This is a genomic window from Phenylobacterium sp., assembly GCF_030697305.1.
Taxonomy (GTDB): Bacteria; Pseudomonadota; Alphaproteobacteria; order Caulobacterales; family Caulobacteraceae; genus Phenylobacterium.
The window spans coordinates 30,409-51,679 of record NZ_JAUYQL010000063.1; the positions used below are offsets into that span (position 1 = coordinate 30,409).

The window sequence follows — 21,271 nt, forward strand, 5'->3', positions numbered from 1 at the left end:
TGTCGTTGATGGTGTCTAGGATACCGATCAGCCTGCACTTAACAGAAGCGCACGAGCCTGTCGCCCCGCCTTGCTCCAGGCGGGAACACTCAGGCTTTCAGCGTTTCAGCGCGCGCCCGCCGGCTGCAGCGAGGCGCTCCAGGCCGGCGGATTGATCTCCGCGTAGCGCTGCAGGGTGGCGGCGTCCGAGAGCTCACGGATGATTTCGGCGTCGGTCTTGACGTTGCCGGTGTAGGTGTCGGCGGTCTGCATGGCGAGCAGCACGGCCGCGTCCAGGTAGCTGTAGGCCGGCGTCAGGTCGCTGGGCTTTACTTCGCTGTTCAGCAACACGCCCGGGGTGTCGACGAAACCGAAGGGGCGCAGGCTGTTCACCGCCACGCCGTCCACCTTCAGCTCGTCGGCCAGTCCGATGGTCAGCGTCTCCATCGCCGCCTTGGTCGCCTCCAGCGGTGAGCCGCGGGTGCGGGAGCGTCCCGAGACGTTGATGATGTTGCCGAAGCGCTTGGCCTGCATGGCCGGCAGGACGGCGCGGATCACGTGGAAGGCCGCCAGCACGTTGACCTGCAGCATCTGGTCGAAAAGGCGCAGCGGTATGCCGGCGACGCCTTCACCTTCCGGCATCACATAGGCGGCGTTGTTGAGCAGCACGTCGATGCGGCCCCAACGGTCGAGCACCTGGTCGACCATGCTCTCCACGGCCGCTTCGTCGGTCACGTCGCAGACGATCGCCAAGGCCTGGCCGCCGGTGAACTCCTCGATCGCCTCGGCCGTCTGGAAGACGGTGCCGGGCAGGCGCATCGGATTCTCTTTGGCGTTACGCCCCACCACGACGACCTTGGCCCCCTCGGCGGCGTACATCATGGCGCAGTGCTGACCGAGCCCTCGGCTGGCTCCGGTGACGATAGCGACCTTGCCGGCCAGTCTTGGCGCGCGCTGCATCCGATGGAAATCCTGACGTGGGTCTGAACTGGGTTTCGCTCACGTCTGCGCCGGCGCGTGCAGGACGCGCCGGCGCATCGCGATCGGGGTGTCTTAGACGATGAAGCTGACCTTGCCGTGCGGGCGCAGGGCCTCGAGGTCCAGGATGGCGCGACGTTCGGCGATCTTGAACGAGCCGTTCCGCGGCAGCAGCTTGTAGGTGTACTCGCCGATGTACGGGTCGATGTTCTGGAAGCGCATGCGGTAGACCACGAAGTTGGCCTTGACGATCAGCATGTCGTCTTCCCAGCCCTTGATCCGCACGTTGCTGATCATGTGGCGGGTGCGCGACTGCGGGTTCTCGGCCCAGGTCACGCCGCTCAGCAGCTGCGCGACGCGCGACTTCAGCTTCGGCATGTCGTCGGCGATCAGGAACAGCGCGGTGTTGTGGTCGCTGTAGGGCGCGTCGGTGGCCGGGATGTAGAAGCTGCCGCGTTCCTCATCGAACAGCGCCAGCCATTCGTTGAGGTTCCAGGTGTCCAGCATCTCCGCCTCGGCGTAGAGCCATTCTTCGATTTCCTGCCGTGTGACAGTGACTTGTTCTCGGTTCAGTGTGGCCGTCGCCAAGGCTAGATCCTCCCCAATCAGGTTTGTTGCGTGGTTCGCCGCCCCGGGGCCGCGGCTGATCCTAGCCCCGGGTCGGCATGCTTTTCTAGTCGCCAGTGTACTCGGCGTGTTGTCCGGTGGTGAGGCGGGCCTCCCATTCGCGCCAGAAGACGCGCATCTGCAACTCGGTGGGACCGCCTTTGGTGTTGCCCTTCATGCCGCGCGAGATGTCCGACCACTCGACTTCCTTGTGGGTCGCAAACCCCATCTGGCAGCCTTCGAGGCCTTCGACGTCGTCCGGGGTGGCGAAGCCGCCCGGACCCTGGAAGCCCAGGTACCAGTCGAGGCGCGCCTTGCGCAGTCCAGGCGAGTCCTCCTTCGGCATGGCCGCCCAACCGCTGATCTCCATGTAGTCCGGGCTGGTCGGATAGAAGGTGCGGAATACGCACCAGCCGTCGATGATCAGCAGGTTCGGGAAGATCAGGTAGTTGCCGGCCCGCCCTTCGATCATCCGGGCGTTCTCATCGCCGTGTTTCTTCACCAGCCCCTCGCGGAACTGCTCAAGCTCGGCCCCGGCGAACTTCTCCAGATACGAGGCCTGCCCGCTGATAGGCCGGTCGCTGGTCGGCCATGCGGTCGTCACATGGCCGTTGCCCATCGGTTGCGCGCCGCGCCGCTTGCCGTCATTCGGCGGCGTCGGTTGAGGGGTCATCGGCCCACCACCGCCACCCAGGCCCATGCTGGGCAGCCAATGGGTGAAGAAGCGCTCGTGGGTGAAGGCGGCGTGGTAGCCGTCCATGCTGTTCTCGACGAGTAGCTTCCAGTTGGCCCGCATCGAATATTTGAAGTGGCCTTCGACGAACTCCATGTCGCCGAGGTTCAGCGTGTTGTCGATGACCATGAGCGCGTCGGGCCCCATGTAGGACTCGAAGTCCTCCATGTCGGGATCGAAGCTGATGAAGATACAGCCGCGGTGGTTGTGCATCTTGGGCGCCGGCTCAAGGCCCAGGGATTCACGGTCGAACGCTTCGCTATAGGCCTCTTCGCCCGGGATGCCTTTCAGCTCGCCGCGCGTGTTGTAGATCCAGCCATGGTAGAAGCAGCGGAACACCTCGGCGTTCGAGCCCTTGTGCTCGCGGCACACCAGATTCCCCCGGTGACGGCAGGTGTTCATCAGCGCGCGGATCTCGCCGTCATCGCTGGTCACCAGGATGATCGGCCGGCCGCCGACGTTACGGGTGATGAAGTCGCCGGGCTTGGGGAACTCCGAGATGTGGCCGGCGAACAGCCAGGACTTGTCGAAGATCCGCTCGCGTTCGAGTTTCAGGATGTCGTCGTCGATGAATGCGCTGCGATGAACCCGGAAGATCCCGGATTCCCGGTCATCGATGATCAGACCCGCTGCATTGCCACCAAAATCCGGCATTGACGCCTCCTCCATCGCTGCGCACGCGCCAGCGTTGATCTCGCTTTGGTCACACTCCTTGCGGAGCGGCCATATCATTGGCGACGGAGACATGAGCCCGGCTAGTGAAAAGGGGTGTCCAGCGCTGCGCGCCGACCCACGATCCTGCGCCTTGCGCCGTTCGACGCCGGAACAGTCATGGGATGCGGAGTGCGCGCCGGCCAACGTCTCCTCCTGGCCGGTCATGACTCGTCGACGCTCTGCGGCGTCGTTCGCCTCACCGGAGCATAGCTTTCGACAATGGTTGGACCATTGTCAATAACCTTCGCGTTCACGTAGCGTCAAAGGAGCGCGAACGTATGGGGCAAAGACCGCAGGCAGGATCACCCCTGCGGCTCAGCCAGGCACTTGCCGGCGGGTCGCCGCCGCATCACAGTCAGCGCACGACTGTGCAAATTGGAGCCCGAGGGAATGAGTCAGACGCTGTTGATCGAACGTGACGGAGCCGTCGCGATCCTGACGTTGAACCGACCGGAGAAGCTGAACGCGCTGTCGGGCGAGCTGCGCAGGGCGCTGCATCATGCTCTGCACGATCTGGATGCCGACGAGAGCTGCGGGGCGATCATCCTCACTGGCGCAGGCGATCGCGCGTTCACCGCCGGCATGGACCTGAAGGAGGCCGCCGAGCGGCGCGGCCAGCTTGCCGCGCCGGACGAGAACCCCGCCGCCGCCATCGACCAGTGCCGCAAGCCGATCATCGTGGCGGTCAATGGCCTGTGCATCACCGGCGGCATGGAGATCATGCTGGCCTGCGACATCATAATCGCCTCGACCAACGCCAAGTTCGCCGACACCCATGTGCGGGTCGGGCTGCTGCCAGGTTGGGGCATCTCCCAGCGCCTGTCGCGCCAGGTTGGGCCGCAACGGGCCAAGGAGATTTCTCTGTCCGGCAACTTCTTCGAGGCGCAGCGGGCTTTCGACCTCGGCCTGATCAACCGGGTTGTGGAGCCTCATGAACTGATGCCGGCGGCGCTGGCGCTGGCGCATGACTTCGCCAGCGCCAACCGCAAGGTGATGCTGGAGTACAAGCGCCTGATCGACGACGGCTTCGAAATGGAGCTGAAGGACGCCCTGGCGCTGGAGCTCGAGCGGAGCCGCGCGTTCACCCAGTCGCTGACGCCGGAGGACTTCACCCGCGGCAAGGAAGCGGCCAGCCTGCGCAATCGCACGCAGGCCGGCCTCTAGGGGATCAGGCGGGGACGGCGTCGAGGGCCTTGAGGCCCGTCTTTAGCGTCTCCGGGTTGGCGTACATGGCGGGGTTCGGCTTCGGGAAGCCGCCCTTGGGCTCTTGAATATAGCGGGGGTCGATCGGACGGCGCAGCGACACGCCGGCCTCGACTGCGAGCGGCCAGCTCACCTTGCCGGTCTTGAAGAATTCCAGCGCGACCTTGTTGAAGGTGTCGGGCCGGTCGGTCTGGCCTTGGTGGCCGGTTTCGGTGGGATAGAAGAACTGGATGTTGGGAACGGCGTCTTCCTGATGGAAGCCGTTCTCCACCGGCAGCAGCACGTCCTGCATGCCATACAGGTAGATCATCGGAATCGTCAGCTTGTCCAACCGGCCCTTCGTCGAGAAGATCTGCTTCTCGTTGGGTTCCGTCGCGCGCAGGGGCTGGCGTTCGACGCCGAAACGCGCACGGACCTCGCGCTGGGCGTTGCCGGCCAGCGTGCGCATCTGCACCAGCGCCGGCCACACCGCGCCCTTGGCGTAGATGATGCCGTCCATCAGGTGCTGCATGCCTTCCGGCGTGCCATCCCAGGGCTTCATCACATAGGACGGGTTGGGCGTGAACTTGCCGTCCTTGGGCGGCACGTTGGGCACGTCGCAGATGTCGCCCAGGAAGCCGGCGATGAACATCACGCTGAGCACCCGCTCAGGATTGCTGACCACGTAGTCGCACGAGACCATGCAGCCGGCCGAGTTGCCGCTGAGGTGGAACTTGTCGAGGCACAGGGCGTCGGCGAACATGTTGAGGAAGTCGACGTTGGCCTTCGGGCCTGTGTCGAGATACTCGAGCTTGCTGATGTCGGAGAGGCCGAAACCCGGGCGGTCCGGACAGTAGACACGGAAACCCGCCGCCGCGAGCACGGGAGCCATGAACCGCCATCCGGCGGTGCCCGACGATCCTTCGATGCCGCCGTGCAGCAACACCACTGCGGGACCCTTGTCGCCGGCGGTCACGTAGTGGGCCTTGCGGCCGTCCGCCAGGCGGACCCAGCGGCTGGCGATGCCCGGAAGGTCGATGATGTTCTCGTCAGTGAGTTTCAGGGTGTCCGGCGTTATCGCTTCGTTCGCCATGCGTGTTCCTCCGCGGCCGGTGCTGGATGCACGGCTCTCTATTGGTTTGACCATTGGGTTAACGGTGGTGTCAATGACGTAGCGGAACCGCGATGGAACCCCTCACGTTCGCGAGGCGAGCTCGGCGTCTCCGCGCGCTTCCGCCCGCCAGGTCGGCAACCAATGCGCAGGCGACTGAGACCCGTCACCGCTGACGAGCGACGACTTGCGAGCTTGATTATCGATATATCGATATTATATCAAACTCACAATCGATGCGATGGGCCCGTCGCGGTCCGCGCAAGCTGTTTTCGGCGCCGCATGGCGCAGGGGAGACCAGATGACTGACACCACCAACGCTTCGCTGCGACCGGCCCCGACGCTCTCGGTTGAGACGATCGACGCCATGAAGCGGCGCGGCATGGCCGCCTTTTCGCTGACGCTCGCCGACGCCCGGCAACTCACCCCGCACATGCGCCGTCTCAGCCTGGCCGTGCACGGTGATGATGCGTTTGAGCCCAAGCCCGGCCAGGACATGGTGTTCATGCTGCCGGACGATACGGGCGAGTTGAACCGTCGGCATTACAGCGTGCGCGGTTTCGATCGCGCGGCGCATCGACGTCGATGTGGTGCTGCACGGCGGTTCGACGCCCGGCACACGCTGGGCGCTGGATTCCAAGGCCGGCGACGCCGTGACAGCGTTCGGGCCGCGTGGCCGTAACGTCATCCAGCAAGGCGCCGACTGGCGACTGTTCATCGGCGACGAGACAACGTTGCCGCCGATCTTCGCCATGCTCGAGACGCTGCAGGCCGGCGAGAAGGCGCACGTGATCCTGGAGGTGGGAGACGAGGGCGAACGTCAGAGCGTCACCACCGCCGGCGACGTCACATTCCAGTGGATTTTCCGCGGCGGGCGGCACGCCGAGGCCTCCAGCCCGGCGCTGATCGAGGCGCTCGCCGGCTACGAGTTTCCGGCCGGCCGGGGCCACATCTACCTGCTCGGCGAGACCAGCACGATCCGTCGTCAGCGGCACGACCTGCTGGCCCGCGGGATCGCCAAGGAACAGATCTTCGGCGAAGGCTACTGGCGTCCGGGCCGGTTAGGCGGCCACGACCACCTCGAAGAGCACTAGACGGCTCTGGACGAGCCCCGCCGGCGCGGCGCCGCACTTGAGCGCTCGAGCAACCGCGCCAGGGCTGCAGCAAGCAGCTCAGTGGAGCGCAGCTTGTCGCGCCACGAGAGCGCAATGATCGGGCCGACGTCGGTCTTGTTCACGTCGACGATGTAGATTCGTCCGCTCAGGCGATCGCGCAGGATGTCGAGGCCGCCCCAATCTAGGTTCATCGCTGCGCAGAAGCGCTCGATCGAGGCGAGCTCGTCGACGCTGAACACCGCCTCGGGCCGATGCAGGGTCACCGCGAGGTTGTGGATGGAGAACCGCGCCCGCGCCGGTTTGCGCTTGATCCAGACCGCTGCGGGGCGCCCGCCGATGCAGGGCGTGCGCAGGTCGTAGGTGAACGTCCCGTCGCTGGTGTCGACGAGCCGCTGGTAGCAGCGGCCCGGCTCGGCGGGCGTAGGGCAGGCGACTATGCGCCCGTCGTGGGCGCCGTTCAGCTCGCCCTTCTCGACGGCCGGCCCGGTCCACAGCGCAGGATCGACGGTCAGGGGATAGCCGAACACCTGCTCGAACACCTCCGCCACCCGCGACTTGGAGATGTCGGGGCACTGGCCGTTCAGCGCCGGTGTGGAGGGCGGCGCGGCCCAAGTGGCGTCCTCGAAGGCGAAGTGCGCGTCGGCCTCCTGCGGGCTGGTCGCGACCCGCCCGCCCAGCCAGGCCAGCGCCGACCAAACCAGGTACCAGGGCCGCGGCCGGTTGGGCGTGAACCAGATGCGCGGACCTTCGCGGCCGCTCAGCATCAGCAACCAGGAGCGCGCCCGCACGACTAGATGATAGCCCAGCCATATGGCCGCCTCGCGGACCAGCGTGCGGTCAAGCGCGAGATCGGCGCCGGTGTCGAACACCCGCACGCGGCCGCGCCGGATGCGGAAGTCCCTGAACCAGAAGCCGCGACGCCCGGCGCTGCCCGCGCCGCGCGCAGAGGAACCTGAAGCCGCGACGGGTTGGGACATGGGAAAGGCTCCGACGCGGGCGCCTGTCGTGAGGGCGGCGCGCATCCCACGCACTACGCTTGAGCTTGGCCGAGGTTCCTCAGGCGTCCTTGACCATCACCGCGCCGACCGCCGCGATGCGCTCCACCCCCCAGTAGGCGCGACGCAGCAGAGTCGAGGGAAAGACGTCGGGATCGATCTCGCGGTAGTCGAGGCTGCAGCCCACATCACGACAGGTCGCCTCAAGTCGCGGGCGAAGGCTGTCGCCGTCCCGGGTTATCGCCGCGCCGCTGTAGAGCAGCATGCGCCCGCCTGGAGCGAGCCGCGCGAGGCCCGCCTGCGCCCAGGCCACCGACAGCTCGGACCCGAGCGCGCCGCCACCGCGGCTGTAGATCCTTCCGGTCTCTCCGCCGAGATAAGGGGGGTTGGCGAGCACGACGTCGAATGCGGCGCCGTCAGGCGGCAGGCCGTCCGAGTGGGACAGTTCGGCGTCGACGCCCGCGAATACGGCGTTGATGCGCGCCAGGGCGAGCGCGCGGGGATTGATGTCAGAGAGGCTCAGTTGTGCCCCCGCATTCAGGCTGGCGGCGACGATCCCGCCGACGCCTGCGCCCGCGCCGATGTCGACGATCCGCGCGCCCGCGCTCAAAGGCGGCGTTTCCATGCGGACGAAGTCGGCGAAGCGATAGCTGTCGGGCCCGAAGAATACGCTGTCGGCGCCACGCAATGGGAAGGCTGAGTGCAAGAACAGCAGCGAGCCCACGCTGGCGACGCGAAGCCCGCTGACGACCTTGCCGCCCAGGCTTTCGAGGATATCGCCTTCCCGCATCAGTCGGATCATCTGCGGATCGAAGGCGGCCGCATCGAACGGTAGATTCCAACCGAATATGTCATCGAGGTCGCGCGCATCCACCCGCCCGCGGCGCAGCAGGATACGCCGATGGGTGGCCGGCGCGGGCGTCGTGAACCGGTAGCCTGCGTCGGCCAGCCAGTTCAGCAGGGCGAGCCGCGCTGCCTCGACTCCAGCCGAAGGCTTCACCGATGCGCCCGCGCGACGGCTTCGCGCCGCAGCGCCAACATCGCCTGCGGCATGCCCTTGGCGACGGCCTGCCGGACGAGCGCCACGGGGACCGGGCCGTTGACCGCGACCTCGGTGCGGTAGTCCACATGCGTCCCGACGCCGCCGGCGATGGGCGAGAGGTTCCATTCGCCTTCCGAACGCTTCCAGTCGCCGGCCACCCTGTGGAACGACAGCCTGCGAGGCGCCGTGAAGTCGGCGCGGAAAACGTTGCGCATTTCGGCCTTGAGCAGACCCCCGCGCAGTCTGTGCTCGCGGAGCTCCCATCGCCCGGCGGGGTCCTTCTGCAGGACCTTGCAGCTGATCAGCTTGGGCATGAACCGCGTCGCATGTTCGCAGTCGATCAGGGTGGCCCAAACCACCGCCGGCGGCGCGGCCACGTCCATCGTTGCGTGGATGCTGGCGGCCGATCCAGCCGAGGAGGCCGCGGTGACGACGGGAGGCGCATCATAGGCCTGGGCCAGGCTCGCCGTCGCCGCCGACCATGCCAGGGCGGCGAGCAGGATCGCGCGGCTCATGGCGTCGCCACGCCGACCGGTTGCGGCTCAGCGGCGCGGGCTCCGCTCATGCCGGGCACATATAGGCCGGTGGCGACCTTGGCGAGGAAGCCTTCAGGACGGAAACGCGCGCCGTAGACGGCGCACGGGTCCGGTTTGTCGACATTGCGATGTTCGGCCTCTGGCGCTGTCATCGCTTTGGCGGCGGCGTCTGCGAACGGCTCGGCGAATTGCAAGGCGTCGCCGATGCGGCTGAGCGAGGGTCCGTCCGTGCCCACGGGGGTGGCGGCGCGGTTCCAGCTGATCGCGGCGAGCTGGCGGCCGTCGGGATGCATCAACTCGGCCTCGGCTCCCAACGCGCCAAGCGTGCCGGGCGCGCGCAGTTTGATCGGTCCAGGAATGAAGAAGCCGGCCGCCGCTGCGGCGGCCGATGCGGCGCGGCCGGTCGGCTGCACATTGGTCACCGCCGCACGCACGCGCGCGTCGGCCGCGTCGTCAGCGGCGATGGCGTAGCGCTCGGACAGTTCAAAGCAGAGCTGCGCGTCGACCTCGCGCAACAGCAGTTGACGTTCGGCGGGCGTCATCCATGCCGGATCAGCGCCGTCGGCGAAGCGGGTGGGCGCGATAAAGACCCGCTTCAGCCCCGCGAGCTCGTCGCCGCCCGCACGGGCGCTGACCTTGGCGCGCACGCCGCGCTTGTCGGGTTGAAGGCCGTCATAACCGCTGAGGAATCCGGACTGCGTCGCAGGGCTCGCACACGCGCCCAGCGTCAGCGCGATCAAAGCGAGAAGCATCCGCATGGCGTTATCCCTTCAAGAAGACCTTGGTTTACGCGTCAGGCCCGCGTTCGTTGCGCCAGGCACGCCGTGCCTTGCGCGCGACAGCCCTTGGGATATCAGTCAGCCGACGCCTTTCGCGGCGCGCGGGCAGGAAGCCGGACATGACTGAAGCGCCACCCCCAGAGGAAACGCCGATCCAGCGCGCCCTGCGGCTGAAGAAGGAAGCATTGGACGCCAAGCCCAAGCCGCCGCGCGGCGGGCGCTTCCAGCGCGAGCAGGCGGCCGCGGCGCACTCGACCTCGAAGTCCAAACCCTGGATGAGCCGTTAGGTAACTGATGAACAGCAAGCCCGTCCTCCGCCGTCTCATCGACCTTCCCGGCGTCGCCGACCTGGAGCTGAAGGCGCTGATGAAGCGCGACTTCGCCGAGCCGCAGGCGCGAAGCGAATTCCCTGAGATCGACGCCTGCTCGCTGGCCATTTTCGGTCTGACGGCCGATCAGGCTGAGGATATCGCGCGTCCCGCCGGCTGGGACCGCGTCGAGCATCAGCCGATCCCGCGTCAGGTGGAGGCGTTCGAGGCGGCAGGCTGGGATGTCACCGACGACAAGCGTCGGCCCTTGCGCACCTTCGGCCATTTTAATCAGCAGCTCTGGCTGGCCCTGCGCGGCGTGGCCGGCGAACTGCCGTTCCAGGCCGAGGTCGAACAGGCCGATGCCTGGAGCACATCGCTGGCCGCCGATGCGGCCCGCTTCCGCAAGCGCTAAGCCGTCATCGTGCGGCGTTGAACACAGATTAGCGGATCGCCCGATCGGGCGCTCGCCAGCCTCGGGGCAGAGATGAAACCACCGATCAAGCGGCTCTCCGACCTGAAGGGAACGCCTCAGCGAACCGAGACCTACGCCCCGCCGACGCCGAAGGTGTCGCGCCAGAAGCCCGCCAAGGTGCTGACCGCCGCCGAACGAGCGGCGTTCCTGGCCTCCCGCCCTGACCTCAAGCCAAAAGGCTAGGCGTCCGGATACGCAGAAGGCCCGCCATCGCTGGCGGGCCTTCCGATCATGTGCTGCGTTGCCCCTGAGCCATGGCGGGCTCAGGGAAACGCTATCGGCCCCTAGTCGTCGGTGGTTTCCGCGTGCTGACCGGTGGTCAGTCGCGCGTTCCATTCACGCCAGAACACGCGCATCTGCAGCTCGCCCGGGCCGCCTTTGACGTTGCCGTTCATCCCGCGCGAGATGTCCGACCACTCGACTTCCTTGTGGGTCGCGAAACCCATCTGGCAGCCTTCGAGGCCTTCCACGTCGTCGGGCGTCGCGAAGCCGCCCGGACCCTGGAAACCCAGGTACCATTCGAGACGCGCCTTACGCAGGGCGGGGGTGTCTTCCTTGGGCATGGCCGCCCAGCCGTTGATCTCCATGTAGTCCGTGCTCGTGGGGTAGAAGGTGCGGAACACGAACCAGCCGTCGATGATGATCAGGTTGGGGAAGATCAGGTAGTTGCCGGCGCCGCCTTCGATCATGCGGGCCTTTTCCGGTCCATGACCGTCGACCAGGAACTTGCGGTACGCCGCGAATTCCTCAGGCGCGTACTTCTCAAGGTACGGCGTGGCCACGCCGCCGAGGCGCGCTGCCGTCGGCAGGCTGCCGGTCACGTGGCCGTTGCCAAGCGGAACCGCGCCGATGCGCGCGTTGCCCACCTGAACCGACTCATCCATCGGCTGGGGACCGCCGCCCAGGCCGACGCTGGGCATCCATTGGGCGAAGAAGCGCTCGTGCGTGAAGGCGGCGTGGTAGCCGTCCATGCTGTTCTCGACGAGCAGCTTCCAGTTGGCCCGCATCGAATATTTGAAGTGGCCTTCGACGAACTCCATGTCGCCCTTGTCCATCGTGTTGGCGATGACGCCTAGCGCGGCTTCGCCCATGTACGACTCGAACTCTTCAATGTCGGGGTCGAAGCTGATGAAGATCAGACCACGGAAGTTATGCATCCGCGGGGCCGGCTCCAGGCCCAGGGATTCACGGTCGAAGGCTTCGCTGTAGGCTTCTTCGCCCGGAATGCCCTTGAGCTCGCCGCGGGTGTTGTAGATCCACCCATGGTAGAAACAGCGGAAGACCTCTGCGCCCGATCCCTTGTGCTCGCGACAGACCAGATTGCCGCGGTGGCGGCAGGTGTTCATCAGCGCGCGGATCTCTCCGTCGTCGCTGGTCACGAGGATGATCGGACGTCCAGCCACCGTGCGAGTGATGAAGTCGCCGGGCTTGGGGAATTCCGACACGTGGCCGGCGAACAGCCAGGCCTTGTCGAAGATCCGCTCACGCTCCAGCTTCAGGATGTCGTCGTCCACGAACGCCGAACGGTGCACCCGGAAGATGCCGGATTCCTTGTCATCGATAATGAGACCGGCGGTGTTTTCACCAAAATCTGGCATCTGAATTCCTCCTCATTCGATAGCGGCGGTCGCGTGAATCCGACCTTTATCCAATTCCTGTGGCCGGTTCGCGTCGGCCGCGCGCCCGCTTAGCGCAGGCGACGGATCGTGTCGCCTGCCGCCGTCCTGACGATGCTGTCGCCCGCGGAAGCGTCAGCATCATGCCCTGAATGGCCTTACCATTCCATACATGATTTGCGCCGATCGGTCAGCGAAAACCTGCCCGGAGCTTCAGCAGCCCCTGAGACGTCTCGATCAGCTCGAGTTGAGCCCGAGAGCTACTCCGCCGGCGCGGTCTGCGGCGTCGGCGGAGCCGCGCGCTTGTCGGTCATCGGCCGGACCAGGAAGGTCAGCGCCGCGCAGATCAGCCAGGTGCCGATCAGCACACGGTAGGCCCATGTATAGGCGCCGGTCGCGTCGAACATCGCCCCGGCGAAGAACGGGCCGGACGCCATCGCGAAAGTGGTCAGGAACTGGGTCATGCCGGTGATCGAGCCCAGGTGCTTGCGCCCGAAGTAGGCCGGCCAGATCAGCGGCTGCAGCACCAGGAAACCGCCCAGCGCCAGGCCCTGGAACGCGGCCGCTGCGAACATCATCGTCTCGGTGTGCGCCATCAGATTGATGCCCACGCCCAGCGACGTGCAGATCGCCTGGATGACCACCGCATGCTGGACGCTCAGCCGATCGGCGACCGCGCCCCAGACGAACCGCGACAGGAATGAGAACACGCCATAGACCGCCAGCCCCCAGGCCGCGACCTCGGCGCTGAAGCCGAGGCTCCTGTAGAACGGCACCATGCTGGAGGCGTTTGTCGACATCGAGAACAGGCCGATGCTCATGGCCAGCGTCAGCAGCCAGAGCGTCGGCGAGCGCATCGCCTCGCTCAGCGTGTAACTCCGCTCGCTCGCCGCCGAGACCTGGACGCGTCCGGCGGCCGCGGGCTTGGGGGCGGCGCCGTCGTCGGGGAGCAGTCCCATGTCCTCTGGCGCGCGGCGCACGAACGGCAGGAACGGGATCAGCAGGGCGATGGTGAGCGCGCCCATCCATACCCACCCTTCTCGCCAGCCCGCGGTGTCGTTGATGGCGTTGGCGATGGGACTCATGATGAGGGCGGAGACGCCGCTGCCGGACACCGCGATGCTCATCGCCAGGCCGCGCTTGGCGACGAACCACTTGGGGATCAGCACGGCCGACAGCAGCCTTCCGGTGCCGATGCTGCCGACCCCGCCCAGGACGCCGAACAGCAGGATGAACACCCACGGGTCCTTGACCCAATAGAGCGCGATCATCGAGCCGCCGTCGAGCAGCACGCCGACGAGGGTGATGATCCACGGACCATGCTTGCGGTCGAAGTACTTGCCGACCAGCAGGCCGCCGAACCCGCCCACCAGCCAGCGCACGGTCAACGCGCCCATGATCTCGGCGCGCGGCCAGCCAGTATCGGCCTGCATGGGCCCGACGAACACCTGCAGCGCCCAGAACGCCATGCCGTTGCTGACGAACATCGACATGAAGCCGGCGGCGACGATGGTCCAGCCGAAGTAAAACGGCAGGCCGAACGGGCGGCGCTTCGCGGTGGTGTCGAGGGTCATGGGAATCGCCTGATCGCGGTTTTTGGCTATCGCATCAGGTTAGCGGCCAGGCCGGCGGTGTCTGGCCATTTTCGGACCTTATGGGGGCAATCGTCCCGGCGCCGCGTGGCGACGCCGGGAGCGTCGCGCCGCCTAGGCCGGTACGGCGTCGAACGCCTTCAGGCCGATCTTGAGGCTTTCCGGGTCGGCATACATGCCGGGGTTCGGCTTGGGGAAGCCGCCCTTGGGCTCCTGCACGACGCGCGGGTCGATCGGGCGGCGCAGCGAAACGTTGGCCTTCACAGCGGTGGGCCAGCTGACCTTGCCGTCGCGGAAGAACTCCAGCGCCGCGGCGTTGAAAATCTCCGGCTGATCGGTCTGGCCCTGGTGGCCGCATTCCTGCGGGTAGAAGAACTGGATGTTCGGGGCGTAGTCCTCCTGAACGTAGCCGTTCTCCACCGGCAGGATCACATCCTGCATCCCGTACATGTAGATCATCGGGATGGTCAGCTTCTGGATCCGGCCCGCGGTCTGGAAGATCTGCTGCATGTTCGGATCGGGGCCGTCGGCGACGTCGGCTGGCGTGCCGTAGGCCTTGCCGGCCTTGATGCGCGCCTCGCGCTGGCGGGTCGCGGCCAGATAGCGCATCCGCACCAGCTCTGGCCACACGGCCTTGGGCTCGTAGATGATCCCGTCCATCAGGCGCTGCATGCCGGCCTCAGTGCCGTCCCACTGCACAGCCTCGCGCATCTCCTGAGAATAGCGCTTCGGATTGAACTTGCCGTCTGACGGCTTCACCAGGGTGGTCAGGTTGATGTTGTCGAGGAAGCCCGCGATGAACATCACGCTCAGCACCCGTTCCGGGTTGCTGACCACGAAGTTACAGCAGGTGATGCAGCCCATGGAGTTGCCGGCGATGTGCGCCTTGTCGATGCACAAGGCGTCCATGAACATCTTGGCGAAGTCGTTGCGGGCCTTGATGCTGTTGTCGAGGTAGGCCGGGTTGCTGACGTCGGACAGACCGTAGCCCGGCTGGTCGGGGCAATAGACGCGGAAGCCCGCGGCGGCCAGCACCGGGGCCATGAAGCGCCAGCCGGCGGTGCCCGATGAGCCTTCGATGCCGCCGTGGAACAGTACGACGGCAGGGCCCTTGTCGCCGGCGGTGATGTAGTGGGCGCGGCGCCCGTCGGCCAGGCGCACCCAGCGGCTCGCCAAGCCCGGAATGTCGATGATGTCTTCGTCGGTGAGGCCGCGGCCCGGCGCGGAGTGCTGATCGTTCGCCATTGTCTGCTCCCTTGGCGTGCAGGCGCGGGTCGTGTGCCGCCCGGCCTTCGCATCGTCTGCATGCTTCATAGGGGGTTTGGGGAACGCCTCACAGTATACGGCTGCTTTTTCACACACGTGAAATCGGCGACCACAGTATTGGGCGGGCCTCAGTGCGGCGGGGTCGCTTCGAGCGCCGCGATCCGCCCGCGCATTTCCGACAGGATGCTGTCGCGCTGCTCTTCGAGCTGGTGGGCGTGGATCGCCACGCCGAGCGCAAAGGTGCGTCCGTAGCGGCTTCCGGGCAGCAGCATCGACAGCACGGCGCTGTCGGGTATCGGCATGTTGACGGTGATCATGTAGCCCTCGCGCCGCGCGAATTCGATCTGTTCGATAATCTTGCAGTAGTCGACCGGCTCGGCCGCAGCCTTGGCGTAGTTGATGTGATGGCAGATGCGCTTGATCTCCTTGTCGGAGTGCTCGCTGAGCAGCATCAGGCCGACGCCGGACGCCGCCAGCGGGCGCAGCGTCCCGGGCGCCGCCTCAAAGTGCAGCAGCGGTTGCTCGGCCACGGTGTGGATGTATTGCGCCGAAAGCCCGCTCTGGGTCGCCAGGATCACCACCTGACCGGTCGCCGCGTGCAGGTCCTTCATCAGCCGCAGGATCTCGCCGTCGCCGAACAGTGCCGCCTCCACCCACAGGCCGAGATGGGCGATCCGCATGGTCGGCAGGTAGGTGCGGGACTTGACGTTGAAGTCGAGGTAGCCGAGCGAGACCAGGCTCTTAAGCAGGGCCGAACCGCTGGACGGCGCGTATCCGAACTCCTCGCAGATCGACTTCAGCGACAGCGGCCGGCGCTCGCGATCGAACATCTCGAAGATGGCGAAGGCGCGCTGGGTCGACTTGACGACCGCCCCGGCCATCAACCCACCATCCCAGGCGTACGCGCCGCGATTTCACGCATATGAAAATGTGGCGGCTGACGAAAAAGCAAAATGGATTTTCCGCGGGGCTGTTACAAATGAGACCATAGCTCTTGATGAACCATCCCGAAACGGGAGGCGGGGGCGACTGGCTGCGGCCACCCGGCTGCGACTGACGATCCTCGGCGGCGCGTGGACGCGTAACCGCGGTGAAGGGAGAGGAAACGTCGATGGCGATTGTTGACCGGCTTGGCTACGTGGCGCTGGGCGTCAGGAACCTGGAAGAGGCGGTGACGCTGTACTCCCGGGTCGGCAGGCTCGAGGAATCGGAGCGGCGCGGCCGCACGGCGTTCATGAGCGCCGGCATCGACCACCACTGGCTGCGCCTGGAAGAAGGCGACACCGACGGCGTCAACCGCGTCGGCTACGAGGTGGCGGGCCCCGAGGCGCTGGAGGCCGCGCGAGACGTGCTGGGCCAGTGGAACATCGACTACGACGAGGCGAAGGATCCGGCGAACGAGCGGGTGGCGCACCGCCTGCGCTTCGTCGATCCGGGCGGCATGCCGGTGGAGCTGTTCTACGGCATGCAACAGCGCGCCAACGAGTGGTCGGGGCAGGGCATCAAGATCAAGAAGCTGCTGCACGCCGGCTGGGCCACCCCGAACATCGACGAGGTCGCGCGCTTCTATCAGGAAGGCCTGGGCTTCAAGCTCTCGGACCAGATCGAGGATCTGGCGTTATTCATGCGCGCCAACGATCGTTACCACCACTCGCTGGTGCTGCTGGGCCTGAAGGTGGACAAGGCCAGCTTCGGGCACTTCTGCTTCCTGGTGGATTCCCTGGACGATGTGATGCGCATCCGCACCAACGCGCTGCGCAACGACGCCAAGATCAGCATGGACCTGATGCGCCACGCGCCGTCGGGGTCGGCGGCGGTCTACTTCCGCGACACCGCGCGAATGTTGGACTTCGAATACTGCTTCGACCACGCCCAGATCGACGACGCGACGCACAAGCCGCGTATCCTGCAGAACACCCCGGAAGCCGGCAACGTCTGGGAAAAGCAGCTCTCCGACCCGATCACCTTCAACTGAGGCGTTCCGCGCACCCGTTCCCGACGGGTGCGCGGGCCTTGGCTATCTGGCCGACCAGACGGGTTTGCGCTTCTCGGCGAACGCCAGCACGCCTTCGCGCCCGTCCGCCGACGCCATCACGCCCGGCATCTCGGCATAGGTCTGGGCCCAGCCGCTGGTCTCACGCTCGACATGACCGTTGATCGAACCGCGGGCGATGCGCTTCGACGCCTGGACCGCCAAGGGCGCATTGGCGGTGATCCGGGCGGCGAGCGCCAGCGCGGTCTCCAGCACCTGCTTCTGCGGGGCCACCGCGTTCACCAGCCCGAGCTCCAGCGCCCGCGCCGCGCTGATCGGATCGCCGGTCAGCAACATCTCCATGGCGATCTTGGGCGGAAGCTGCGAGGTCAGGCGGAAGGCTCCGCCGGCCCCGGCGATGATCCCGCGCTTGACCTCGGGCAGGCCGAAACTCGCCGTATCGGCCGCCACCGCCAGATCGCTGGCCAGGGTCAGTTCGGTGCCGCCGCCCAGCGCGAAGCCGTTCACCGCGGCGATGGTCGGCTTGCTGATGTGGTGGGTGGCGTAGCCCGCGAAGCCCCAGGCCGCCTGGGCAGGATCGTCCGGCCCCAGCTTCTCGCCGCGGGAGATGGCCTTCAGGTCGGCGCCGGCGCAGAACGCCTGGTCGCCGGCGCCGGTGATGATCACCGCCCAGATCCCCGGGTCCTTGTCGGCTTCCTCCATCGCCAGGCCGACGCCCATATGGACCCCCAGGTTCACCGCATTGCGCGCCTCTGGCCGGTTGATGGTGACGATCATCACGTGTCCGTCCCGGTCGACGAGGACAGGCTGGGATGACTGCGGTTGGCTCATGCGATTCCTCCTGATGCGGTCTTGTGCGCCGCGCCGTGCAATACGGGGCGGATCAATCGAACAGATCGTTTGGGCTGCGGCAACAATCAGAAGAGAGGAAACGCCACGGCCGACCCGCAACTTCACGTCGGCCGGCGCTGGCTGAATTCGTGCGGCTCGCCCTGGCGCGACCACATCTGGCCGGCCGCGAACGCCAGGTCGGTTGACGCCCTGACGGCTTGCGCGAGCTTTCAGGTTTTATCAATTCGCCAGTTGAGGCGAATGTCTGGTCCCATCGCGCGTGGTCCTCGCTATGGATGCGGGAACGACGTTCGTGCGGGGACCCTAGAAACCCGGCGAGAGAGATTAGGGAGCCCTAGATGACTCAGGCGGCCGCGCTAGACTTCGACGTGATTGTTGTGGGGGCCGGGCCGGTCGGCCTGACGGCGACGATCGACATGGGCCGGCGCGGCGTCAAGGTGTTGATCATCGAGCGTGATCCCGACACCGCGCCCTGGCCGAAGATGGACCGTTCCAACCAGCGGACCATGGAGATGTATCGCCGACTCGGAATCGTCGACCGGGTCCGGGAGCTGGGCTACCCGGCCGACAATCCGATGGACGTGATCATCGCGGAGCGGGGCTCCGGGCCGCTGGTCGCGGTGCAGAAATACCCCTCGGTGGCCGAGCGCCGCGCGATGATCGCGGAATCGGAAGACGGCTACTGGCCGCTCGAGCCCTATCAGCTAGTCGCGCAGAACGCGATCGAACCGCTGCTGCGCCAGGTCGCCGAGCATGAGACGCCGAACACCACCGTGCGCTACGGCCTGGCGTTCACTGGCCTCGAGCAGGACGAGACCGGGGTGACCGTCCACGCCCGGCGCATCGACGGCGGCGAGGAGACCTTCCGCTGCGCCTACCTCCTGGGGTCCGACGGTGGCGCGAGCGCGGTGCGCAAGGCGGCCGGCATCAACCTCGAGGGTCGCGCGGCTCTGCGCGAAACCCGGCAGGTGATCTTCTGGTCCGAGAAGCTCTACGAGAAGCTGGGCGAGACCATCGGCAAGGGCCGCCACTACATGTTCATGCGCGGCAAAGGCGTGAGTAGCCTGATCGCCCAAGGCAACCGCAAGGAGTTCTCCACGGGCACCTTCCTGCCCGCTGACACCGACTTCGAACCGCTGATCCGCGACATGCTGGGCTTCGGCGACGAGGTGGACATCGAGATCCGACATGTCACCAACTGGCGTCTGCACCTGTTGCTGGCCGACAAATATCGGGTTGGCCGGGTCTTCCTGGCCGGAGACGCGGCCCACCTGGTCATCCCCACGGGCGGCCTGGGCATGAATTCCGGCATCGGCGACGCCATCGACCTGAGCTGGAAACTGGCCGCCATCGTCAAGGGCTGGGCCGGACCGCAGATGGCCGACAGCTACGAACAGGAACGCAGGCCGGTCGCGCAGCGCAACATCCAGGCTTCCGCCTGGGCTTCGGACGGCGCCGATATCTTCGGCCTTGGACACTTCCGGGTCGAAAATCTGGCGGATACGCCGGAGGCCCGCGACGCCCGCAAGAAGATGATCGACACCCACTTCCTGGAGATGGGTCGGATGCACAACATGATCGGCGCGGAGACCTGCTACACCTACGCCGGCTCGCCCATGGTGGCCCACGAACCCGGCAACGTGCCGATCTGGGATATCAACAAGATCGTGCCGCACGGTCGGCCGGGCATCCGTATCCCGCACATGTGGCTGAAGGACGGTAGTCCGCTGCAGGACAGCCTGGGCTACGACTACAACCTCCTGGATCTGCGCGGCGACCAGGACACCAGCGGGTTCGAGGCGGCGTTCAAGGAGATCGGCGCCCGGCTCGAGGTGAAGCGCATGGACGAGCCGAAGCTGCGGAAGGTCTACAACGGCGCGCTGTTCCTTCTCCGCCCTGATCTGCACATCGCCTGGCGTGGCGATGGCCCGCCGGCGGATGCGCGGGCGATCGCGCTGATGGCGACCGGGCACGGTCCGGCCTTCAAACCCTAGGCGCCGACGCGATCCGGCTTTTGCCGCCCCCCAGCGCCAGACCATATCAAGGAGACAGACTTGAGCGAGGACGAGACGAAATCCGAGAACTACGGCGGCGGCGACACGCCGCGGACCCGGGGCTTCGGCGAGGTCATGACCGTCACCGGCGAGACGGTGATCTACAGCGGAACCGAACTGACGATTTTCTCGATCCAGAACCTCGAGCCGCTTGAGGGCGGCGCCACGGGGCTGTTCAGCTACCGGTTAACCCGCGCCGAAACGCCGATGACGACCGTCGACGTGGCGCCCGGCGTTGGCATTCGCCACAATGTGACCGGCCTGGTGCTGAATGTGAAGCCAGGCGGCAAGCCGTGGAAGTGCGTGATCCAGCAACTCGTGCCTGGCTGACCCCGTCGTAGCCAGACGCTCAGGTCGCTGAGCGTCCGGGTGACACAGTCGCGAGGCCTCCGGTCAGGAACGCCACGGCCGAGCAATCTTGACTGATAGGGCTGCCCCTACCTTATGTCAGTGGCCCTTATGTACCGTCAGCGACAGGCCAAACGAGCAGAAAGCGCCAAATTCGCAACAGGTTAGACGCGAGATCCCACGTGGGGTTTTATGGCGTTACAGCGTAACATTTTGCCGCCGCCCGTCGCGCAAGCGCATCGGCGTAGGGCAAACGCTCAGCACCGGCCGCTTTTAAGATCCAGGTTCGCAATTGGGTGGCGCGCCTTACTGCGAGCTCATCAGCATCTTGGTGGCGGCTTGAGGCGAGTGACGGAGATGCTAGCGAAACGGCAATCCGCTGCGCTGTCGCACAACGGTTAGCGACGCAGCCAAGATCTGTCCGGATTCTAGGGGGTCGGGTTCGGCGCGTGCCTGGCAGAGGGCGCCGACCATCTCTGCCAGCAACGACGTCGCCGTCGCGTCTACCTGCTGACCACCTCTCGCCCTCAGTGGAACGGCTATAAACTCGCGCACCGATTTAGCTTCCGCGGCGTAGTGCTGGCGTGCGCCGTCCGGCATGCGCAGCGCCTCGCTGGCAAGGAGTGGGAGTACACACCCTGCAATGCTATCGTCGCGATGTTCCGGCGACAGATAGTGATCGATGAATGTCATCAACGCCTGCGCCGGAGAATCTTCTGCCGCGGCCCTCTCAACGCGCCTGCTGCGGTTCGACTCGATCATGCGTTCGACGGCAGCATCGACCATGGCGTCGCGCGAGGAGAAATGTCCGTAGAACCCGCCGTGGGTTTTTCCGATCCGCCTGACGACGCCGTTGAGTGTGCAAGCGTGTACGCCCGCTGCACGGATCGTGCGAATTGCCTCCTCAAGAAGCAGCTCGCGGGTCTTGGGGGCCTGGGTGGATTTGGGTCTCACGGTCAAACGACCTCAATATGATAATCATCATGGCGAAGGCGCG

General features: G+C 66.2%; 23 protein-coding genes. 9 read left to right on the top strand and 14 right to left on the bottom strand.

Features of this window, described 5'->3' with window-relative positions; translation table 11 throughout:
• Window positions 1-105: 105 nt before the first annotated feature.
• The 3 genes from Q8R27_RS07285 to Q8R27_RS07295 form a co-directional block, all read right to left on the bottom strand.
• Window positions 106-939 (bottom strand): SDR family NAD(P)-dependent oxidoreductase, encoded by an 834-nt coding sequence (locus Q8R27_RS07285; protein WP_305698389.1) that lies wholly within the window; start codon window positions 937-939, stop codon window positions 106-108.
• 93 nt (window positions 940-1,032) lie between these two features.
• The gene (locus tag Q8R27_RS07290) at window positions 1,033-1,545 is read right to left on the bottom strand and encodes an aromatic-ring-hydroxylating dioxygenase subunit beta (protein WP_305698390.1); all 513 of its coding nucleotides are present in this window, start codon (window positions 1,543-1,545) and stop codon (window positions 1,033-1,035) included.
• Window positions 1,546-1,630: 85 nt separating this feature from the next.
• Window positions 1,631-2,950, bottom strand: a complete 1,320-nt coding sequence (locus Q8R27_RS07295; protein WP_305698391.1) for an aromatic ring-hydroxylating dioxygenase subunit alpha — start codon at window positions 2,948-2,950, stop codon at window positions 1,631-1,633.
• Between the two features lie 450 nt (window positions 2,951-3,400).
• Here Q8R27_RS07295 and Q8R27_RS07300 point away from each other — a divergent pair, with 450 nt between their 5' ends.
• On the top strand, window positions 3,401-4,174 hold the full coding sequence (locus Q8R27_RS07300; RefSeq protein WP_305698392.1) for an enoyl-CoA hydratase: 774 nt from the start codon (window positions 3,401-3,403) through the stop codon (window positions 4,172-4,174).
• Window positions 4,175-4,178: 4 nt separating this feature from the next.
• Here Q8R27_RS07300 and Q8R27_RS07305 read toward each other — a convergent pair whose 3' ends face one another.
• Window positions 4,179-5,285, bottom strand: coding sequence for an alpha/beta fold hydrolase (locus Q8R27_RS07305; protein WP_305698393.1), 1,107 nt, complete (start codon window positions 5,283-5,285; stop codon window positions 4,179-4,181).
• A gap of 319 nt (window positions 5,286-5,604) precedes the next feature.
• On the opposite strand from Q8R27_RS07305, the gene Q8R27_RS07310 reads away from it, so the two are divergent.
• Together Q8R27_RS07310 and Q8R27_RS07315 are read left to right on the top strand one after the other, a co-directional pair.
• Window positions 5,605-5,985 (top strand): hypothetical protein, encoded by a 381-nt coding sequence (locus Q8R27_RS07310; protein ID WP_305698394.1) that lies wholly within the window; start codon window positions 5,605-5,607, stop codon window positions 5,983-5,985.
• Complete coding sequence (locus Q8R27_RS07315) at window positions 5,894-6,397, top strand: siderophore-interacting protein (RefSeq protein ID WP_371134664.1); 504 nt, start codon at window positions 5,894-5,896, stop codon at window positions 6,395-6,397. Before Q8R27_RS07310 ends, Q8R27_RS07315 begins: the two co-directional genes overlap by 92 nt.
• On the opposite strand, the gene Q8R27_RS07320 is transcribed toward Q8R27_RS07315, so the two are convergent.
• The 4 genes from Q8R27_RS07320 to Q8R27_RS07335 form a co-directional block, all read right to left on the bottom strand.
• The gene (locus Q8R27_RS07320) at window positions 6,394-7,395 is read right to left on the bottom strand and encodes a hypothetical protein (RefSeq protein WP_305698396.1); all 1,002 of its coding nucleotides are present in this window, start codon (window positions 7,393-7,395) and stop codon (window positions 6,394-6,396) included. The two genes, Q8R27_RS07315 and Q8R27_RS07320, sit on opposite strands and share 4 nt — an antisense overlap.
• Window positions 7,396-7,474: 79 nt before the next feature.
• Window positions 7,475-8,413 carry a methyltransferase gene (locus Q8R27_RS07325; protein WP_305698397.1) on the bottom strand — a complete coding sequence of 313 codons (939 nt, stop codon included), beginning with the start codon at window positions 8,411-8,413 and terminating at the stop codon, window positions 7,475-7,477.
• A complete protein-coding gene (locus Q8R27_RS07330; RefSeq protein ID WP_305698398.1) occupies window positions 8,410-8,970 on the bottom strand; it encodes an SRPBCC family protein in 561 nt (186 codons plus the stop codon). Before Q8R27_RS07330 ends, Q8R27_RS07325 begins: the two co-directional genes overlap by 4 nt.
• Window positions 8,967-9,749 (bottom strand): DUF3313 family protein, encoded by a 783-nt coding sequence (locus Q8R27_RS07335; RefSeq protein WP_305698399.1) that lies wholly within the window; start codon window positions 9,747-9,749, stop codon window positions 8,967-8,969. The genes Q8R27_RS07330 and Q8R27_RS07335 overlap by 4 nt, the downstream gene beginning before the upstream one ends.
• A 140-nt stretch (window positions 9,750-9,889) precedes the next feature.
• Here Q8R27_RS07335 and Q8R27_RS07340 point away from each other — a divergent pair, with 140 nt between their 5' ends.
• The 3 genes from Q8R27_RS07340 (at window position 9,890) to Q8R27_RS07350 (ending at window position 10,736) form a co-directional block, all read left to right on the top strand.
• Window positions 9,890-10,057, top strand: a complete 168-nt coding sequence (locus Q8R27_RS07340; RefSeq protein ID WP_305597293.1) for a hypothetical protein — start codon at window positions 9,890-9,892, stop codon at window positions 10,055-10,057.
• 7 nt (window positions 10,058-10,064) lie between these two features.
• A complete protein-coding gene (locus tag Q8R27_RS07345) occupies window positions 10,065-10,493 on the top strand; it encodes a hypothetical protein (protein WP_305698400.1) in 429 nt (142 codons plus the stop codon).
• A 72-nt stretch (window positions 10,494-10,565) separates the two neighbouring features.
• On the top strand, window positions 10,566-10,736 hold the full coding sequence (locus tag Q8R27_RS07350) for a hypothetical protein (protein ID WP_305698401.1): 171 nt from the start codon (window positions 10,566-10,568) through the stop codon (window positions 10,734-10,736).
• 101 nt (window positions 10,737-10,837) lie between these two features.
• Here Q8R27_RS07350 and Q8R27_RS07355 read toward each other — a convergent pair whose 3' ends face one another.
• The 4 genes from Q8R27_RS07355 to Q8R27_RS07370 form a co-directional block, all read right to left on the bottom strand.
• Complete coding sequence (locus Q8R27_RS07355; RefSeq protein WP_305698402.1) at window positions 10,838-12,151, bottom strand: aromatic ring-hydroxylating dioxygenase subunit alpha; 1,314 nt, start codon at window positions 12,149-12,151, stop codon at window positions 10,838-10,840.
• Window positions 12,152-12,429: 278 nt separating this feature from the next.
• Window positions 12,430-13,743 (bottom strand): MFS transporter, encoded by a 1,314-nt coding sequence (locus Q8R27_RS07360; RefSeq protein WP_305698403.1) that lies wholly within the window; start codon window positions 13,741-13,743, stop codon window positions 12,430-12,432.
• Between the two features lie 132 nt (window positions 13,744-13,875).
• Window positions 13,876-15,006, bottom strand: a complete 1,131-nt coding sequence (locus tag Q8R27_RS07365) for an alpha/beta fold hydrolase (RefSeq protein ID WP_305698404.1) — start codon at window positions 15,004-15,006, stop codon at window positions 13,876-13,878.
• A 149-nt stretch (window positions 15,007-15,155) separates the two neighbouring features.
• Complete coding sequence (locus tag Q8R27_RS07370; RefSeq protein ID WP_305698405.1) at window positions 15,156-15,908, bottom strand: IclR family transcriptional regulator; 753 nt, start codon at window positions 15,906-15,908, stop codon at window positions 15,156-15,158.
• 230 nt (window positions 15,909-16,138) lie between these two features.
• Here Q8R27_RS07370 and Q8R27_RS07375 point away from each other — a divergent pair, with 230 nt between their 5' ends.
• Entirely contained in the window at window positions 16,139-17,002 is an 864-nt protein-coding gene (locus Q8R27_RS07375; RefSeq protein WP_305698406.1) for a VOC family protein, read from the top strand.
• A 42-nt stretch (window positions 17,003-17,044) separates the two neighbouring features.
• On the opposite strand, the gene Q8R27_RS07380 is transcribed toward Q8R27_RS07375, so the two are convergent.
• The gene (locus Q8R27_RS07380) at window positions 17,045-17,851 is read right to left on the bottom strand and encodes a crotonase/enoyl-CoA hydratase family protein (RefSeq protein ID WP_305698407.1); all 807 of its coding nucleotides are present in this window, start codon (window positions 17,849-17,851) and stop codon (window positions 17,045-17,047) included.
• A 359-nt stretch (window positions 17,852-18,210) separates the two neighbouring features.
• Here Q8R27_RS07380 and Q8R27_RS07385 point away from each other — a divergent pair, with 359 nt between their 5' ends.
• Window positions 18,211-19,866: an FAD-dependent monooxygenase gene (locus tag Q8R27_RS07385; protein WP_305698408.1), complete on the top strand. Its 1,656-nt coding sequence runs from the start codon at window positions 18,211-18,213 to the stop codon at window positions 19,864-19,866.
• Window positions 19,867-19,926: 60 nt separating this feature from the next.
• The gene (locus Q8R27_RS07390) at window positions 19,927-20,256 is read left to right on the top strand and encodes a hypothetical protein (protein ID WP_305594691.1); all 330 of its coding nucleotides are present in this window, start codon (window positions 19,927-19,929) and stop codon (window positions 20,254-20,256) included.
• 378 nt (window positions 20,257-20,634) lie between these two features.
• Here the strand turns inward: Q8R27_RS07390 and Q8R27_RS07395 are convergent, their stop codons facing one another.
• Window positions 20,635-21,228 (bottom strand): TetR/AcrR family transcriptional regulator, encoded by a 594-nt coding sequence (locus tag Q8R27_RS07395; protein ID WP_305594315.1) that lies wholly within the window; start codon window positions 21,226-21,228, stop codon window positions 20,635-20,637.
• Window positions 21,229-21,271: the final 43 nt, after the last annotated feature.

Bases quoted from the DNA above. Each gene is read 5' to 3' on its own strand.
- Q8R27_RS07345 (WP_305698400.1), top strand. From the start codon at position 10,065: ATGAACAGCAAGCCCGTCCTCCGCCGTCTCATCGACCTTCCCGGCGTC.
- Q8R27_RS07370 (WP_305698405.1), bottom strand. From the start codon at position 15,908: ATGGCCGGGGCGGTCGTCAAGTCGACCCAGCGCGCCTTCGCCATCTTC.
- Q8R27_RS07295 (WP_305698391.1), bottom strand. From the start codon at position 2,950: ATGCCGGATTTTGGTGGCAATGCAGCGGGTCTGATCATCGATGACCGG.
- Q8R27_RS07330 (WP_305698398.1), bottom strand. From the start codon at position 8,970: ATGAGCCGCGCGATCCTGCTCGCCGCCCTGGCATGGTCGGCGGCGACG.
- Q8R27_RS07375 (WP_305698406.1), top strand. From the start codon at position 16,139: ATGGCGATTGTTGACCGGCTTGGCTACGTGGCGCTGGGCGTCAGGAAC.
- Q8R27_RS07385 (WP_305698408.1), top strand. From the start codon at position 18,211: ATGACTCAGGCGGCCGCGCTAGACTTCGACGTGATTGTTGTGGGGGCC.
- Q8R27_RS07320 (WP_305698396.1), bottom strand. From the start codon at position 7,395: ATGTCCCAACCCGTCGCGGCTTCAGGTTCCTCTGCGCGCGGCGCGGGC.
- Q8R27_RS07300 (WP_305698392.1), top strand. From the start codon at position 3,401: ATGAGTCAGACGCTGTTGATCGAACGTGACGGAGCCGTCGCGATCCTG.
- Q8R27_RS07380 (WP_305698407.1), bottom strand. From the start codon at position 17,851: ATGAGCCAACCGCAGTCATCCCAGCCTGTCCTCGTCGACCGGGACGGA.
- Q8R27_RS07355 (WP_305698402.1), bottom strand. From the start codon at position 12,151: ATGCCAGATTTTGGTGAAAACACCGCCGGTCTCATTATCGATGACAAG.
- Q8R27_RS07340 (WP_305597293.1), top strand. From the start codon at position 9,890: ATGACTGAAGCGCCACCCCCAGAGGAAACGCCGATCCAGCGCGCCCTG.
- Q8R27_RS07360 (WP_305698403.1), bottom strand. From the start codon at position 13,743: ATGACCCTCGACACCACCGCGAAGCGCCGCCCGTTCGGCCTGCCGTTT.
- Q8R27_RS07285 (WP_305698389.1), bottom strand. From the start codon at position 939: ATGCAGCGCGCGCCAAGACTGGCCGGCAAGGTCGCTATCGTCACCGGA.
- Q8R27_RS07310 (WP_305698394.1), top strand. From the start codon at position 5,605: ATGACTGACACCACCAACGCTTCGCTGCGACCGGCCCCGACGCTCTCG.
- Q8R27_RS07335 (WP_305698399.1), bottom strand. From the start codon at position 9,749: ATGCGGATGCTTCTCGCTTTGATCGCGCTGACGCTGGGCGCGTGTGCG.
- Q8R27_RS07365 (WP_305698404.1), bottom strand. From the start codon at position 15,006: ATGGCGAACGATCAGCACTCCGCGCCGGGCCGCGGCCTCACCGACGAA.
- Q8R27_RS07350 (WP_305698401.1), top strand. From the start codon at position 10,566: ATGAAACCACCGATCAAGCGGCTCTCCGACCTGAAGGGAACGCCTCAG.
- Q8R27_RS07305 (WP_305698393.1), bottom strand. From the start codon at position 5,285: ATGGCGAACGAAGCGATAACGCCGGACACCCTGAAACTCACTGACGAG.